Source organism: Gordonia jacobaea (assembly GCF_965344965.1).
Lineage (GTDB): Bacteria > Actinomycetota > Actinomycetes > Mycobacteriales > Mycobacteriaceae > Gordonia > Gordonia jacobaea.
Map to the genome: position 1 here is coordinate 1,037,311 of NZ_CBDRLS010000001.1, position 15,652 is coordinate 1,052,962.

Annotated in this window: 18 protein-coding genes; 4 read left to right on the forward strand and 14 right to left on the reverse strand. The window is 64.9% G+C overall.

Annotated elements, in window-relative coordinates; genetic code table 11:
• Positions 1-13 precede the first annotated feature (13 nt).
• Complete coding sequence (locus ACRVY7_RS04770) at positions 14-475, forward strand: cupin domain-containing protein (RefSeq protein WP_431816172.1); 462 nt, start codon at positions 14-16, stop codon at positions 473-475.
• A complete protein-coding gene (locus ACRVY7_RS04775; RefSeq protein WP_431816173.1) occupies positions 472-1,344 on the forward strand; it encodes an acyl-CoA thioesterase in 873 nt (290 codons plus the stop codon). The genes ACRVY7_RS04770 and ACRVY7_RS04775 overlap by 4 nt, the downstream gene beginning before the upstream one ends.
• A gap of 32 nt (positions 1,345-1,376) precedes the next feature.
• Here the strand turns inward: ACRVY7_RS04775 and ACRVY7_RS04780 are convergent, their stop codons facing one another.
• The 8 genes from ACRVY7_RS04780 to ACRVY7_RS04815 form a co-directional block, all read right to left on the reverse strand.
• On the reverse strand, positions 1,377-2,111 hold the full coding sequence (locus tag ACRVY7_RS04780; protein ID WP_431816174.1) for a rhomboid-like protein: 735 nt from the start codon (positions 2,109-2,111) through the stop codon (positions 1,377-1,379).
• Positions 2,112-2,185: 74 nt separating this feature from the next.
• Positions 2,186-3,085 carry an alpha/beta fold hydrolase gene (locus ACRVY7_RS04785; RefSeq protein ID WP_431816175.1) on the reverse strand — a complete coding sequence of 300 codons (900 nt, stop codon included), beginning with the start codon at positions 3,083-3,085 and terminating at the stop codon, positions 2,186-2,188.
• Complete coding sequence (locus ACRVY7_RS04790; RefSeq protein ID WP_431816176.1) at positions 3,082-3,894, reverse strand: hypothetical protein; 813 nt, start codon at positions 3,892-3,894, stop codon at positions 3,082-3,084. The genes ACRVY7_RS04785 and ACRVY7_RS04790 overlap by 4 nt, the downstream gene beginning before the upstream one ends.
• A gap of 52 nt (positions 3,895-3,946) precedes the next feature.
• Complete coding sequence (gene ppk2 / locus ACRVY7_RS04795) at positions 3,947-4,894, reverse strand: polyphosphate kinase 2 (protein WP_049698008.1); 948 nt, start codon at positions 4,892-4,894, stop codon at positions 3,947-3,949.
• 173 nt (positions 4,895-5,067) lie between these two features.
• On the reverse strand, positions 5,068-5,586 hold the full coding sequence (locus tag ACRVY7_RS04800; protein WP_049697616.1) for a DUF6764 family protein: 519 nt from the start codon (positions 5,584-5,586) through the stop codon (positions 5,068-5,070).
• A gap of 185 nt (positions 5,587-5,771) precedes the next feature.
• Positions 5,772-6,212: an SRPBCC family protein gene (locus ACRVY7_RS04805; protein ID WP_049697615.1), complete on the reverse strand. Its 441-nt coding sequence runs from the start codon at positions 6,210-6,212 to the stop codon at positions 5,772-5,774.
• 38 nt (positions 6,213-6,250) lie between these two features.
• Positions 6,251-6,928 (reverse strand): DUF4166 domain-containing protein, encoded by a 678-nt coding sequence (locus tag ACRVY7_RS04810; protein WP_049697614.1) that lies wholly within the window; start codon positions 6,926-6,928, stop codon positions 6,251-6,253.
• 144 nt (positions 6,929-7,072) lie between these two features.
• A complete protein-coding gene (locus tag ACRVY7_RS04815; RefSeq protein ID WP_431816398.1) occupies positions 7,073-7,618 on the reverse strand; it encodes a TetR/AcrR family transcriptional regulator in 546 nt (181 codons plus the stop codon).
• 96 nt (positions 7,619-7,714) lie between these two features.
• Here ACRVY7_RS04815 and ACRVY7_RS04820 point away from each other — a divergent pair, with 96 nt between their 5' ends.
• Entirely contained in the window at positions 7,715-8,203 is a 489-nt protein-coding gene (locus ACRVY7_RS04820) for a PaaI family thioesterase (RefSeq protein WP_064869057.1), read from the forward strand.
• On the opposite strand, the gene ACRVY7_RS04825 is transcribed toward ACRVY7_RS04820, so the two are convergent.
• A complete protein-coding gene (locus tag ACRVY7_RS04825; protein WP_431816177.1) occupies positions 8,200-9,012 on the reverse strand; it encodes a tyrosine-protein phosphatase in 813 nt (270 codons plus the stop codon). The two genes, ACRVY7_RS04820 and ACRVY7_RS04825, sit on opposite strands and share 4 nt — an antisense overlap.
• A 32-nt stretch (positions 9,013-9,044) precedes the next feature.
• Entirely contained in the window at positions 9,045-10,175 is a 1,131-nt protein-coding gene (locus tag ACRVY7_RS04830) for a DUF4331 family protein (protein ID WP_431816178.1), read from the reverse strand.
• Positions 10,176-10,304: 129 nt separating this feature from the next.
• On the opposite strand from ACRVY7_RS04830, the gene ACRVY7_RS04835 reads away from it, so the two are divergent.
• Positions 10,305-11,057 carry an esterase/lipase family protein gene (locus ACRVY7_RS04835; protein WP_431816179.1) on the forward strand — a complete coding sequence of 251 codons (753 nt, stop codon included), beginning with the start codon at positions 10,305-10,307 and terminating at the stop codon, positions 11,055-11,057.
• A gap of 6 nt (positions 11,058-11,063) precedes the next feature.
• Here the strand turns inward: ACRVY7_RS04835 and ACRVY7_RS04840 are convergent, their stop codons facing one another.
• From ACRVY7_RS04840 to groL, 4 genes are all read right to left on the reverse strand, one after another.
• Positions 11,064-11,579: a hypothetical protein gene (locus ACRVY7_RS04840; RefSeq protein ID WP_431816180.1), complete on the reverse strand. Its 516-nt coding sequence runs from the start codon at positions 11,577-11,579 to the stop codon at positions 11,064-11,066.
• A 131-nt stretch (positions 11,580-11,710) separates the two neighbouring features.
• Positions 11,711-12,379, reverse strand: coding sequence for a DsbA family oxidoreductase (locus ACRVY7_RS04845; protein ID WP_431816181.1), 669 nt, complete (start codon positions 12,377-12,379; stop codon positions 11,711-11,713).
• A gap of 96 nt (positions 12,380-12,475) precedes the next feature.
• The gene (locus ACRVY7_RS04850) at positions 12,476-13,591 is read right to left on the reverse strand and encodes a linear amide C-N hydrolase (RefSeq protein ID WP_431816182.1); all 1,116 of its coding nucleotides are present in this window, start codon (positions 13,589-13,591) and stop codon (positions 12,476-12,478) included.
• A 308-nt stretch (positions 13,592-13,899) separates the two neighbouring features.
• Positions 13,900-15,525: a chaperonin GroEL gene (gene groL / locus ACRVY7_RS04855; RefSeq protein WP_007238086.1), complete on the reverse strand. Its 1,626-nt coding sequence runs from the start codon at positions 15,523-15,525 to the stop codon at positions 13,900-13,902.
• Between the last annotated feature and the right edge of the window lie 127 nt (positions 15,526-15,652).

A 15,652-nucleotide genomic window follows, 5' to 3' on the forward strand; every position in this document is an offset into this window, starting at 1 on the left:
AGGCACACCTACCATGTCCACCTCCGAGAAGCTCACTGCTTCACCCGAATTCCCCTGCGGCACCGTGCCCGTCGTCACCAGGCACGGCCAAGAGCACCAGGCGACAGCACAATCCGGCGGCGCCGTGCGCGTCTCCGGGGTCAGCCCGCAGCACACCCCTGCCACCAAGATCTGGTACGGCAAGGTTTCCAACGAACCCGGCTACCGCTCGCTGCCGCACCACCATGGAGAGGCAGAGACCGGCGGCTACGTGCTGACCGGACACGCTCGAATCTATTTCGGCGACAACTACTCCGACTACATCGACATGAGTGCGGGCGACTTCGTCTTCGTGCCCCCGTTCATGCCTCACGTCGAGGCAAACATGAGCACCACAGACGAATTGGTCTGGCTGACCGCACGCACGCCCGACAACATCGTCATCAACCTCGACGACGTCGATGATGCTCTCTTAGAAGGGTATTCGCGCGCATGAGCACCTCGACGTTCAGCCTTCTCGACGCATTCGATCTCACCGGCGGTGAACGCGCCGACACCGGCGAGTACGCCTTTTCGGCGCGACACCAGGTGATCCCCTCCGGCCGTGCGTACGGTGGCGAGGTGGTGGCACAGGCCGTCACCGCGGTGACACGGACCGTCGGTGAGGACAGGTCGATCCATTCCTTCCACGGCTATTTCCTCCGACCGGGCGACGTCAACGAATCCACCACGTGGACCGTCGATGCCACGCGGGACGGGCGCGGCTTCTCCGCCCGCGCGGTGACCGGCACGCAGAAGGGCAAGCAGATCTTCACCGGCTTGGCGTCGTTTCACACCGGTTCCGAGTCGGTATCACATCAGCTGTCAGCGCCGGACCTACCGGATCCGAAGTCGTTGCCCACCTCTGCCGAACTACTGGCCGGAAGCCGGGTACGTGACGCGCAGTATTGGTCACACGAAAGGCATTTCGACATCCGGCACCACCCAGGAGCGGTCTACACGTCCGTGTCCGGACCGCGCGTACACCAACAGGTCGTGTGGCTCAAAGCTTTTCAACCACTGCCGGACGATGCCGCCGTCCACCGGCAGGCACTTGCCTACCTGTGCGACTACACCCTCCTCGAACCCGCACTGCGCTACCACGGCTTTGCCTGGGCCGACGACGGCGTGGTGACCGCGAGTCTCGATCACGCCATGTGGTGGCACAACGACGGCCGTGCCGACGAGTGGATCGCGCTCGTTCAGGACGTACCGATCAGCGGGAACGGACGGGCACTGGCAACCGGCCGCATCTTCGATTCGAACGGCGTGCTGCTGGCGACCGTCGTCCAGGAGGGCATGGTTGCCTTCCCGGCTCGCGACTGATCGGCGACACGCTCCTGCGCTGTCGCCGTACGCTACTGCGGTGCAGCCGGTTCGACTGAATCGGAATGCCGTAGACGCCAACGCTCCCGCAACCGACGGGCCGAGGCAACTGGGTCCCACGCCTCGCCGCGTCCGCGCGTGATCGGGTACCACGCGAGCCCGATCAGCGCGGCGCTCAGATGGCCGATGTTGGTGAAACTGAGGTCGGTGATCACCGGAACGGCGTAGTAGATGATCACTCCCGCGAGGTAGATCCATCGCCAGGGTCGCGCGATCCGATAGGTGAGTGCTCCGACGACCCCGGCGAAGAAGTAGCTGACGCCGACATCCTGCACATGGATCATGTCGGCGCTGCGGACGCCCTCGTGAATGGCGAGCCCTAGCACACCCTGACTGACGAACGTCGCGATGATGTGCGCCGATGCTCCGACGAGGAGCCAGCGCCACGAGCCCAGCCACCGCTCGGCGGGCACATGGAAGATGCAGAAGGCCACCGCCCAGGGCAGCCAGAACGCGCCGTCGATCCAGAACAGGCTGGTCCATAGGACGTGGATCGGATCGTGCGTGAGGTGTTCGAGGTTGGTCGAGCGTGCGCCGAGCACGCGATCGAGGTCGGCCGGGCTCATCAGGTGCTGCGCGATGGTCGTCGCCAACAAGACCGCGAGCCACAGGAACGTCAGTGGTGCGCTGCGAAGGCAGGACACGAGGTGGGCGGCCACACGTCGTGGTCGCCGGCTCGTCGTCGTGTCACCGGTTGCCTGCGTCATCGTGCTCAAGTGTGACGCACCGACGGCTGCTGCGCCCGTGATCGACACTGACCGAGGTCATCCTCGGAGGAACCTCACAGCTCGTGCAGCCACTCGCTGACCAGGCGAGGCGCGGCCGGATCGCGCGCCCAACGGTTGTGCCCGAGTGGTGCTGCGATGTGCCGATGGTCGACGGCGCCGCGGGTGAACTTCGCGGTCATGGCGCCCATGACCTGCGGCGGTGCGTCGGTGTCGGCGCCGATCGTCACCGCGAGCACCGGGATGTCGATCTCGCCGAACGCGGCCTCGTAGTCGATGTCGGCGCCGCGGGGACTGAATCGGCCGTGCCTATTCAGATACGTCCAATCGCGGATGAGCACGCGGGACTGCCTGCCGTAGCCCTCGACAACCGTTCCCGGCCAAAAGCCGACAGCATGCGAAATGCGGTACATCGCGAGCGGCCCCAACGAGGCCCGCAGACCCGAGCCTCCGCGGTAGAGCCTGTGGAACGGCACACCGGAGGCGATGAGAATGAGGCCGCTCAGTCGATGACTGTCGTCGGCGCCGAGGTGCGCCTGCCGCGCCGCATACAGCGACGCAATGTGTCCGCCCATCGAGTGACCGGCGACGAATAGCGGGCCTTCGGGGACCTGTCGTCGGGCGACGGCGATTGCCGACGGCACGTCGTCGACAACCATCTCCTGCTGGCCGAACGCGCTGGCGCGTGACGGGCGTGGCCTGCTTGCCCCCTGCCCGCGCAGGTCTGCGCACGCCACCGACACCCCGGCGGCGGCGCAGCGGGTGGCGAACAGGTCGAAGTAGCTTGCCGGAGTTCCCAGTCCGGGAAACAGAACGATCAGCGGAGTCGGGGCGACCGAGTCGGCGACGAAGATCCGCAGCGGCGTGCGGGTGCCGTCGGCGAGCACGACGTCGTCGATGACGTCGGGAGCGCGCTGCGGGGTGGAGAAGCCGGCACCCGCATTGGAGAAGGTCAACGCCTTCCGCCGAAGACCAGACGCACCACGACGCCGAACACAAAGATGCCGGCACCCACCAGCATCGAGATCACGCCGGTCCATTGCAGTTCTTGAGAGATGGTGTCGATCACGACGTCGGCGACTGGTTTGGCGCTGTTCTCCGACGACGAGAGGTCGTTCTTCACATATGTCCCGTAGAGGTTCGCGCCCGCCCAGCACACCACGCCCGCGATGACCGCCGCGATGCCCAGCCACGCGATCACGGTCCCGCGTCGCCTCGCCACGAGCAACGCGATGACCGCAGCGATGATCCCCACGATCACCGACACCTTGCTGATCGTGGTGATCTGCTCCCCGGCCCGGTGATACGCGCCCGCGTGCAGGCCGGTGTCGCCGCTGGAGACCGGGATCGTGATGGAGCCGGAGACCGTGACACCGACACGCGCGCTCGCGAGCACGCGGTTGACCATCGGTGTGATGTCGAGCTGCATCGGCGCATTCGGGTCCGACGCCTCGTCGAACAGCCATTGGTGCTGCTGCTTGGCGACGTCGGCGAAGTCGGCCGGGAACTGCGAGCTGTTGGTGTAGGCGTTTGCGAGCGGCCGCACGACGGACTCGGCTCCCGAAATCGACGTGCGCGAAGCGATCTCGTCGGTGATCTGACCTGCGAGGTAGTCCTTGACCGCCTGGTCGTGACCGACCGGCTCGATCAGTGAGCTGAAGCCGTCGTCGCTGACGATTCGTTCGCTGATCCACACAGCGGGCACTGCAAGAACGATGGCTACGACCGCGACGATCGTCGCCAGACCACTGAGGAAGGTTCGCACGGCTATGACGCTACCGGTCGATGCTGACCTCTCGATGTGCGTTCGGCGGCGGTCACTCCCCGACCAGGTCGCGGGCACGCCCGACGATCAGCGGATCGGGCTGGCCGACGAATTCTTCGTCCTTGCCCTCGTAGTCGAACAGCGACAGCACGTAGCGCATCGCGTTGATGCGGGCACGCTTTTTATCGTTGCTCTTCACGACGGTCCACGGCGCGTGGTCGGTGTCGGTGCGCTCGAACATCGTCTCTTTGGCCGCGGTGTACGCGTCCCACTTGTCCAGGGAGGCCAGATCCATCGGCGAGAGCTTCCACTGCCGGACGGGGTCGATCTGTCGGATCGCGAACCGGGTGCGCTGCTCGAGCGGCGTGACCGAGAACCAGAATTTGATCAAGCTGATGCCGTCGTCGACGAGCATCTTCTCGAATCCGGGGGCCTGTCGCATGAACTCGTCGTACTGCTCGTCGGTGCAGAATCCCATGACCCGCTCGACGCCCGCTCTGTTGTACCAGGACCGGTCGAAGAAGATGATCTCGCCGCCTGCGGGCAGATGCTGCACGTACCGCTGGAAATACCACTGCGTGGATTCACGCTCGCTCGGCTTCTCCAACGCGACGGTGTGCGCGCCGCGCGGATTGAGGTGCTCGTTGAATCGTTTGATGGTGCCGCCCTTGCCCGCGGCGTCGCGTCCTTCGAAAAGCCACAGGTGACGTTGGCCGGTCTGCTTGGACCACTTCTGCATCTTCAACAGTTCGATCTGCAGTCGACGCTTGGTGATCTCGTACTCCCGACGGCTCATTCGCTCGTCGTACGGGTAGTCCTCACGCCAGGTGTCCACCACATTGCGCTCGGGAAGCGTGAGGAGGATCGGGTCGTCGTCGTCATCGTCGTTCACCGTGAACTGCGTGGTGTCCTTCAGATCGACGAGCTGCTGGAGGGCCTCACGTCCGTTCAACTTGCTGAAATCGGGGCCGACGGCTTCGAGATCGTGTAACTCGGTCACCACCCAAAGATATGCGTATCCGGCAAACACCGCGTGGCAATGAGGTGAACTCGGCTTCGGCGAGAACGTGGCGTTGGTCCCGAAATGCGACTGCCGACGCCCCCTGGTGGGAGCGCCGGCAGTCGGCCCGTTGCTCAAGACTTCAGTAGCGCGGGTTCAGTCGAAGTAGACGTTCAGTTGCGCAGGCTGATCGATCCCGAGCGCAGGCATGCCTTGCCGCTGCCCGAGTCGGCTGCCGCCGCGAACCCGCCGGAGCACGAGACGCCCTGCTCCGTCGCGACCGCCTGGCCGCCCCATCCGCCGACGGCGACCGAGTTGCTCCCGCGACGCGCCTGAGCGATCGACATCGCGCCCGGGCCGGTGGTGACCGAGTAGGCGTTACCGCCCGAGTTGGCTCCCGCGAGCGCGGTCGATCCCGGCTGCAGATTGTGTGCGCGGGCATGCCCTCCACCGTCGGCGACTGCCACCGCGGTGCCGCTCGACGAAGCGTCGGTCGCGCTTGCCGAGCTGCCTGCTCCCGCGCGCGCACCGCAACCGCTCGTGCCCGAAATGTGCTGTACCGAAGAGCCGTTGGCGGCATTGCATTCTGTGCCCGCGTGCGCATCACCGCCACCGAGCGCGAACCCGGCAACTAATCCCGCACCTCCGCAGACGACGGCGAAGACACGGACGGCAAAAGTGTTGATACGCAATTTATTTGGCCTCCAGAAGATGATCGGGCGTCACGCAGACGCGGGCAGCCCGATCAGCGTACCCCGCAACCGCCATCAGGAATACCGCGCAACCCACGTTCTCAGGTAACGGATAGGAAACGACGCCGGGTCCCCTCTCTCGGGACTCCGGCGTCGTTGTCAGGAAGTACGAAAAGCTATGTGGCTCAAGCCTTTGCGCGACGCTCCGCCTCGGCGGTCAAGCCTTTGCGCGCGGTGTCGACGGCGACCTTCTGCCCCCGCTTCACGATGAGCCCGGGCAGTTTGATCTTGAGGTCGACCAGCAACTCGAATTCGACGTGGGTGCTGTCACCGTTATCGGTCAACGTGTACTTGCCCTGCTGCTCCGAGAGCGTCGTCGACTTGATCAGCGTCCACTCGCAGGTGGTGTCGGTCCACGAGTAATTCACCGACTGATCGTCGTTGATGCCTGCCGCATTGACGGTCATCGAGACCTCGTCCGGCGTGCCGTCATCGTGGGTGCTGACGATCTGCGCTGCTTTGTGGGGGCCGGACCATTCCGGGAGTGACTCGATGTCCATCAGGACTTCCATCACCACCGATAACGGTGCGGCGATATCGAATTCGGTCTTTGCTGAGACGGCCATGCTGAGCAACCTACCTTGTGCGTGTGATCGGGATGACGTCAATGCTCGCGGTCGACGAGGCGAAGCGGCCACGCCTCGTCCGGGATATCACGTAGACCGCAGGCGACGTCGACGGCGGTGAACCACCCGCGGAAGTGGATGACCTCGCCGACGACCGGATTCCGGACCGTGGCGTCGCAGCGGAAGCGCTCATGCTCGTCGTCCCATCCCTCGATGTACTTCATCTGGGTGGCGAACATGCCCTTCATCCCGACCTTGGGTCCGCGACCGAGCCAGCGCATCGGCCCGCTCTCGAGAAGCAGTTCGCCGGCCCGCGTCACCGACGGCTCGATGGGCCACAGCAGGTCGGGGCCGTCGCCGAAGTAGTCGACGAGTCCGGACCTGCCGTCGACCAGAAGCGAGTTCAGCGCGCGGTCGCCGTTGGTGTAGGAGAAGGTGCGCAGCACGGCCAACGATTCGCGGCCGAGTTCGTCGACATAGCAGTACTGGTTCTGGGTGAACGGCACCATTCGACTCGACCGCGCCGGGAACGCGTTGCGCTTGGCGTAGAACCAGACGAGCGGTGGCGGCAGCGCCGACGATACGTACACCGACTCGTAGATTCCGCTGCCGAGTTGGGCCACACCCGACGTCGAGTCGATCGAATACCGCCATGCGACGTTGGGGTGCAGTTTGTCGAAGTCGGAACCCAGCGCCTCCCGATACACCGGCGTCACGATTCCCTCCCCCCAAGCTTGCCCGGGTGGCAACAATCTGCCCGGGCCTGTGGGAGAACCTACTATGTGGCGCACAACACCGTGTAGAGACCTCCGGCCCGAGGTGGGCAGTATTGCCCGCGACGGTCGACACGGTGGGCTGTTTCAGCCCACAACCACGGCGGATTCACACAGTCGGGAGAGTTCGTCGATCACCAGATCAAGAGGTTCGACGCTGCGCTGGGTCATCGACAGCCCGACGGCCCCCTCGATACCCGCGATGATCAGATTCGCCAGTGAGTCGGCGCGCGCGTCGTCGACTCCCTCGTAGACGAGACGTGCCGCGATCTGGTGGCGCCAGCGTCGAAAGATCTCGTCTGCCTCGTCGGCCGTCGTCGGCTCGGCCCGCCGCGCGAGTCCCCCCGCGAGCACCGGGCAGCCGCGCTGGAAATCGGTGCTGACCAGCATCTTGCGCCAGACGTCTCCGATAGAGACCACGGCGTCGGCGGCCGAACCCGCGTGGGTGTCGGCGATTCGCGACGAGATGAACTCCCCGGCATACCGCACGGCCTCGTTCATCAACTCCGACTTCCCGCCCGGGAAGTGGTGATAGATCGAACCGCGTGGCGCCTTGCTGGCTGCGAGAACGTCGCCGATCGACGTTCCCGGTACGCCGTCTCGTCCGATCAGATCCGCGGCGTACACGATCATCCGGTCTCGCGGGCCGAGTTCCCCGTCATCGTGAGCCACCGTCACGCCGCCTTTCCCAGAACTCGACTATGCAGGTCTTCATAGTTGATCGCTTCTATGCAAGGATACATAGTCATGGAGCCATCCACCGCTGATACAGCAGCGCCAAGCGAGCTCGCAACCATGTCCGGACTGGAGTTGCTTCGCGCCTGGGCCGACAATCCCGACGACGGACGCCCGAGCATCGGACGCCTACTCGGCATGCGCCCGGTCCGAGTCGACGAGGGTTCGGTGAGCTTCGCCGTCACCCCGCAGCCCGACTTCGCCAATCCGCTCGGCACCGTCCACGGCGGCATCTGCGCGACGCTGCTCGACTCCGTGATGGGTTGCGCAATCCACACCACACTTCCCGCGGGCGCGGGCTATACGACGCTGGAACTGAAGGTCAACTACATCCGTGCCGTGCAGACCGACGACGGCGAACTCACCGGTGTCGGCGAGATCATCCACGTCGGCGGGCGCACCGCCACCGCCGAGGGCAAGGTGTTCTCGGCCGACGGCAGGCTGGTCGCGCACGGCAGCACCACCTGCATCGTGTTCCGCTAAGCCGAGACGAGATAGGTGTCGCGCAGCGTGGTGAGCGCGGCGTCGTCGAACCCGAGTCCGGCGACGAAGTAACCCTCGATGTCGGAGTACTTCTGCCGCACCTCGTCGAACGCGCCGTCGAGGTAGGACGGGTCGACGCCGAGGATCGGGAGCAGGACGTCCGGGTCGCCGCCCGCAGCCGCGAAGTCGTCGAAGATCGGCTTCAACGCCGGGATCAGACGCTCGTTGGTCAGTAAGTAGTCGTGATAGATGTCGTCCTTGTCGACGCCGAGAAGCGCCAGCAGCGACGCTGCGGCCCAGCCGGTGCGATCCTTGCCGGTGGTGCAGTGGAAGAGCGACGGCCCGTCGTATTCGCCGAGGAGCCCCTGGTAGTAGCCGCGATAGGAGCGCACAGCGCTCGGTAGCGAGACCATTCCGCGGTACGTGGCAGCGATGGCGTCGGCAGCCTTACCGCCCGCGAGCTCACGCGAGGCCATTTTCACGGTCTCCGGGTCGGAGAAGAACTGCTGCAGATTTGCCGGCACCGCGGTCTCCGAGTCGGCAAGGACGTCGAGGTGGATGTCGGCGACGTCGGGAAGCGCCGGATCGGGAAGTGCGGTTCGCTCGGCCTCCGAACGCAGGTCGTAGATCGTGCGGACACCGAGACTCTCGAAAGTAGGCAGATCGGCGGTAGCCATCGAACGGAAATCCGTCGACCGGTACAGCCGGTCGGACACGACGACCCTGCCACCGTGCCCGCGGTAGCCGCCGAGGTCGCGCAGGTTGGGCAGGCTGGAGACGGGACTCGGCGCACCGGGCTTCAAGGGCATGGCCACGAGTCTTCCAGATGACCTGTCGCGATTCAGTGAGACCCGGGCGCCTCCGGCGGATTCGGATTGGCGGGGGCGAGGTACGGGAACGTGTCACTTGCGAGGCGGGTCGGGGCGTCGACGTCATCGCTGATGCGCGGCCCCTTCGCAGCGTTGACGAGGTAGGTGTACAGGGTGTCCATGCAGTCGTCGTTGAGCGAGCGTCCGCCCATCGTCTCGTGCGGTCGGCCGTCGCGGACGGCGCGTTCGATCTCGAGAAAAGTGTTGTCGCCGAAGGGCTTCCACGCGTCGACGATCATGAAGTCGGCAAGCAGCATCTCGGCGAGCGGATGGTTGCCGTCGGCGTCGACCGGCCAGTCGACGTTGCCGTCGAGACCGTCCCAGTAGGCGAGGTTGGCGTTCAGTCGCGCGTGGTAGGCGCCGAGGTAGTCGGGGCCGAGCGCGAACGCGTCCTCGGCGTTGAACAGGTCGCGGATCTCCAGATCGCGATTGACGGTGTCGTAGTTCTTCATACCGAGGATCGCGTTCTCGAACTCGGGTCGACCGAATCGCTCCCACCGGACCGGGATCTTGCCGCCGATGACGCTCTCCCCGACGACGGCGACAATGCTGCCGTCGCCGACGAGCGGCTCGAGGTCTACTTCGACGACGATGCTCATCACGTTCTTGCCGTCACCGAGGATGCTGCCGTGGTCGGTGAACGAGAGCTTCCCGGTCGAGATGGTGTTGACCAGCGCGGTTGCGTCGCTGAAGAACGGATCCCACCGGGGGCCTCCGAAGGCACGCAGCCCGTCGGTCGCACCGCCCGCCTCGTCGTCGACCGCGAACGTGACCGACGTACCCGTGGGGTTGCCACCGACGGACACCGTGCAGGTGCCGGTCTGGGCGACGTCCGGGGTGGTGAACGTGCAGTCGATCGTGATCTCAGCAGCCGGATCGGCCGCCGAGAAGAGCGCGGGCTCGGACACGTCGACGGTGATCGGGCGGATGCGGAACCGATAGATCAGAGCATCCGAGAAGCGTCCGTTCGGGGGCGTCCACGGCACGAGGTTGAGCACCAGGCCCAGCCGACCTTGCGCTCCCGGGACCGTGAACGCGTACATGTCGGTGATGTCGGCTTCGGGAAGTTGATGGGCCCGCGGCCCAGAGTTGTGGTGCGACATGGGAATTCCCCTCGCTGGTCCAAATCGGCTTCGGAGACCAACGCTACCGACCGTCGCCGACGACGGCCCTCCGAGCGGGTTCACCGCATAGGTTAGTAAGGCAAGGCTAAGCATGGCTAGAATGCCCGCATGAGAATTCTTCGCCGCCTTGCCGCGATCGTCGCCCTCACCGCCGCTGCCGCCGGGGTTGCGTTGGCAGCGCCGACGACGACCGCAGATGCCGCTGCGCCGCGCGGAACACTCCTCATCGTGCCCGGCCAGTCGTTCGGAGCCGCTCCGTACACGCTGATGGCCGACGCGCTGCGCCGTGACGGCTACCGGGTTCGCGTCCTCGACCTCATGGGCACGCAACTCCTCTCCGACTCGCGCGCCATCGGCAGGGCCGTCGACGCAGAGAAGAAGGCCAGGCCGTCGACGCCTGTGTCGCTCGTCGGACACAGCGTCGGCGGCGTGACGACGCGCTACTACGTGAAGGAGCTCGGCGGCGCGTCGAAGGTGGCCAACGTAATCGCCGTCGGCACACCGGAATACGGCTCGCCGGGCGGATGCAACCAACCCGGCGCCGACGGACAGTTGTGCCCGGGCAGTGCGTTCCTGCGTGACCTCAATGCAGGAGACGACACCCCCGGGCCCACCAGGTACTACCGCATTCGCAGCGCGTACGAATGGGTGACCGGCGACCTCGACGGCGGCCAGTGCCGTGTCACGCCGTTGCCCGCATTCGTCGCACCGACCGGCTACACCGAGCACACGGCCGAGGCCGTCAATCCCGCAGTATTCCAAGCTGTTTCGCGTGCAGCAGCCGGACACTGCGACGGACAGTTCGTCGATCAACCCGACGGCCAGTTGACCGCCAAGAACTCACTTCGACCGCAGCGCTGAGTTGGTTCAGCGCGGGCAATTGACTGTGTAATCCCAGACGGTGCCGCTCTCCGGCCCGGTGACCTTGACCGTCACGTAGTTGGCGACACCCGGCGGAACGTTGACCACGATGCTGCCCTTGCCCTTGTTGATGCGGTCGCCGACATATCCGGTGCTGCGGATCAGCCGGCCCTGGTAGAACACGTCGATCTTGTCCGGCTGAATTCGGGTGTCGTAGTTGAGGGTGAACGACGTCGGACCGGTACGCCCGATGATGTGCTTGGTCTCGGTCACGCCCTGCCCACCCGACTTCGTCGACTGATTGCACTGCTGAACCTTGGGCGAACCGCCACCGGTGCTCCCGAGCCCGAGTTGTTCGATGACCTCCGGCGGCACCGCCTTCAGCAGGTCCTCGGCCGACCCCGTGTCGACACTGCTTCCGGTCGAGGTATCGGCGACGGCCGCCCCTGGTACGCCCAGCGCACCAAGCGCCGAGGCGACCCCGATCACCAATGCGAAACGTCGAAACCTGTTGAGAGACATGGAACCCCTTCGGTGAGAGTTGTTGTGCACCCACCGTATTGAGTCCGTGCGCCGACTCGTGTCACCCGAAGATACGAAACTTCACCAAAGTGATTCGATCGGATTACATTGGTGAATCAATGTAACGAGTTCTAGGTTTCAGCGCGCTCGGCAAGGACCTGGCCGATGGCCTGCGCGAGTACCTCGGGCGGTTGAGCACCCGAGACGCCGTAGCGACCGTCGATCACGAAGAACGGCACACCGCTGATTCCGTATGCACTCGCCTGCTCGAGGTCGGCGTCGACGGCGTCCGCGTACGTCCCTGCGCGCAAAGCCTTTTCGACGTCGTCTCGGTCGAGACCGATCTCGGCCGCAAGGTCGGCGAGTTCGTCGATGCCGCCGATGTGCTTTCCTTCGGTGAAGTGTGCGGCGAACAGACGCTCGGCCATATCAGCCTGCCAGCCAACACTTTTGGCGTAGTGCAGCAGTTCATGGGCCTTGCGGGTGTTGGCGTGGCGCGCGATGTCGAAGTCGTAGTGCAGGCCGGCATCGGCAGCGACCTGGGTGACGTGGGCAAACATCTGCCTGACCTGATCGGCGGGCATTCCCTTGCTCTGCACCAGGAAATCGATCTCGGGAGCGTCTGTCTCCGGCGGTGTGTCGGGAGCGAGTAGGTAGCTGTGGAAGTCGACAGAAACGACGTTGGGGTCGACGTCGTCGGAGTCGTCGAGGAGCGCGAGCGCGGCGTCGAGGTTCCGCTTGCCGATGTAGCACCACGGGCAAGCGATATCCGACCAGACGTCGATGGGTAAAGTACTCATGCTCGGTGCAACGCCGAGGCGTCGGTGCCACATTCCGCGGCGCCGACGGTACCGCCGAATGTGCACGGAACGTGTGACCTGTCAGGTCACACCGCCTCACGTCGCGTCGACGAATTCCGCGAGCTTTGCGTCCACCTTTTCCTGGACCGCCTTGATGCGATCCTCGATCGGCTTCGTTGAGTCCAAGCCTTCTTTTGCCTTGGCGGCTACTTCGCCGATCAGTTTTGCCTGCTCGATGGAAACGATATGGAACTTGTGCTTTTCGAACTTGTGGGCCACATTGCCCGAAAGCCCATTCTCGACCGCGAGACCTTTGACCAGATCCAGCTTGGCGTCGCCGGAACCCTCGGTGAAGTCGAGGTCCTTCAAATCGACCCACACGACGTTCGGGCATGTCACGGACTCGAAGATGTAGCGCGGGTTGGTCAGGTCGATGACGACCTGCCACAGCGTCGTCGACGCATCTGGCTTGCCGGGTTCGGGAATCCGGTACGGCTGCGCAGCATTCCGGATAATGCTCGCCATGGCGGCGGTGGCCTGCACGCGCGACTTCGGCTCTGGCTGGTTGTGCACGTAGAAGGTGGCGCGCGCGAAACGGTCGGGGGCGGCGCATGTACCCGGTAGGGGTTGGTCGCCGCCGAGACCCTCATACTTCTTCACGAGTTCGAGTTGTTGGTCGTAGCTGGGCGAATTCGTCATCACCCAGTAGTCCTCGCTGTGATAGACGTCCAGCTTGCCGTCGATGTACTCGAAGATCGCCGAATCGCCCGTCGCGTCATCGATCGCGAGGTGGATCGCAGGTTTGCTGCCGCCGGTCGGGTCCGTCATGGGGATAACCTGCGGGTTGTTTTCTTCTACCCACCGGACGGCTTCTGCCACCGACGCGAAGTTGTCGAGGAAGTACTGCAGCCACACCGACATCGCGAGCTGAGGGCGGTCGGGGTCGGGGTCACCGTACTCAGATTCGGCCAGCCACAGGATGTGGCCCGCCAGACCTTTCTCGTTGACCCCGTCGGTCGAGAGGATGTCGTAGACGCCGGCGATCACACTGCCGTACTTCGACGTCCACTTCAGCTTTCCCTCGACGCGATCATTACGGTCGACGCCGCGTGGGAGCTTCCAGAGATTGGTGTGGAGATCCTGGTGGAAATCCATGTTGCGGCCGACGATCACAGAACCGTTGGCCTCTGGCCACATCACCCGTGTACACACAGGAATCCACTTCCGTTCGTTGTTGACAACACCGACGAGGCACTTCACCGCGACGTGCGAAATATCGATCCGAGCATCCCACGAATAATCGTGGGTCGCTTACTTCACGGTAGCCGCGTGAATCAGCCCGGCGCGCGATAAGTCTCAGAATCATTCCGCGGCGTCTCGAATTCAGTCATGCGGCGCCCAGTCGACGCGATACAGCGCCCAGTCGACGCGATACAGCGCCCGGTCGACGGGAACGCCGAAGGCCGGCCACCCTCTCGGGTGACCGGCCTTCGGTGTTCGCTATGCAGCGGGTGACGGGATCAGAATCCCATGCCGCCCATCTCGTCGGCGCCGGGCATGGCCGGGGCCGGGTTCTTCTCGGGCTTGTCGGCGACGACGGCCTCGGTGGTGAGGAACAGAGCCGCGATCGACGCTGCGTTCTGCAGGGCCGAGCGGGTGACCTTGACCGGGTCGTTGATGCCTGCGGCGAGCAGATCCTCGTAGGTGCCGGTGGCGGCGTTGAGGCCGGTGCCCAGCGGCGAGTTGAGGATCTTGTCGGCGACGACGCCGGGCTCGAGCCCTGCGTTGACGGCGATCTGCTTGGCCGGAGCCGACAGCGCGACGCGCACGATGTTGGTACCGGTCGCCTCGTCGCCCTCGAGGGTCAGCGAGTCGATGGCAGGCTCGGACTGCAGCAGAGCCACGCCGCCACCGGCGACGATGCCCTCTTCGACGGCAGCCTTCGCATTGCGGACGGCGTCCTCGATGCGGTGCTTGCGCTCCTTGAGCTCGACCTCGGTGGCCGCGCCCGCCTTGATGACTGCAACGCCACCGGCCAGCTTGGCCAGGCGCTCCTGCAGCTTCTCACGGTCGTAGTCGGAGTCGCTGTTCTCGATCTCGGTGCGGATCTGCGACACGCGTCCGGCGATGGCGTCTGCGTCGCCCGCGCCGTCGACGATGGTGGTCTCGTCCTTGGTGACGACGACCTTGCGAGCCTGGCCGAGCTGCTCGAGACCGGCACCCTCCAGCGAGAGGCCGACCTCTTCGCTGATGACCTCGCCACCGGTGAGGATGGCGATGTCGGCGAGCATGGCCTTGCGGCGGTCACCGAAGCCGGGAGCCTTGACGGCAACAGACTTGAAGGTGCCGCGGATCTTGTTGACCACCAGGGTCGAGAGGGCTTCGCCCTCGACGTCCTCGGCGATGATCAGCAGCGGCTTGCCCGACTGGATGACCTTCTCCAGCAGCGGGAGCAGATCCTTGACGGTCGAGACCTTGCCCGAGACGAGCAGGATGTACGGGTCGTCGAGGACGGCTTCCTGGCGCTCGGGGTCGGTCACGAAGTAGCCCGAGATGTAGCCCTTGTCGAAGCGCATACCCTCGGTGAGCTCGAGCTGGAGTCCGAAGGTGTTGGACTCCTCGACGGTGATGACGCCTTCCTTGCCGACCTTGTCCATCGCCTCGGCGATGAGCTCGCCGATCGAGGGGTCGCCTGCCGAGATACCAGCGGTCGCAGCGATCTGCTCCTTGGTCTCGACCTCCTTGGCGCTCTTCAGCAGCGACTCGGTGACGGCGTCGACAGCCTGCTCGATGCCGCGCTTGAGGCCCATCGGGTTGGCGCCTGCGGCAACGTTGCGCAGACCCTCACGCACGAGTGCCTGAGCCAGAACGGTTGCGGTGGTGGTGCCGTCGCCAGCGACGTCGTCAGTCTTCTTGGCGACCTCCTTGACGAGCTCGGCACCGATCTTCTCGTAGGGGTCCTCGAGCTCGATCTCCTTGGCGATGGACACGCCATCGTTGGTGATCGTGGGGGCGCCCCACTTCTTCTCCAGAACGACGTTGCGACCCTTGGGTCCCAACGTCACCTTGACTGCGTCGGCGAGGGTGTTGAGACCCCGCTCGAGGCCGCGACGGGCCTCTTCATCGAACGCGATTTGCTTGGCCATGGGTAAGTGATCCTCCGATAGGGGGTGACACTAGGTTTGTATGGCCGGACTCGGTGCCCGCGACGGACGACCGGTGTGTCATTCGGTACCGATCTCACCGTCCCGACCTAGCACTCACGATCCGTGA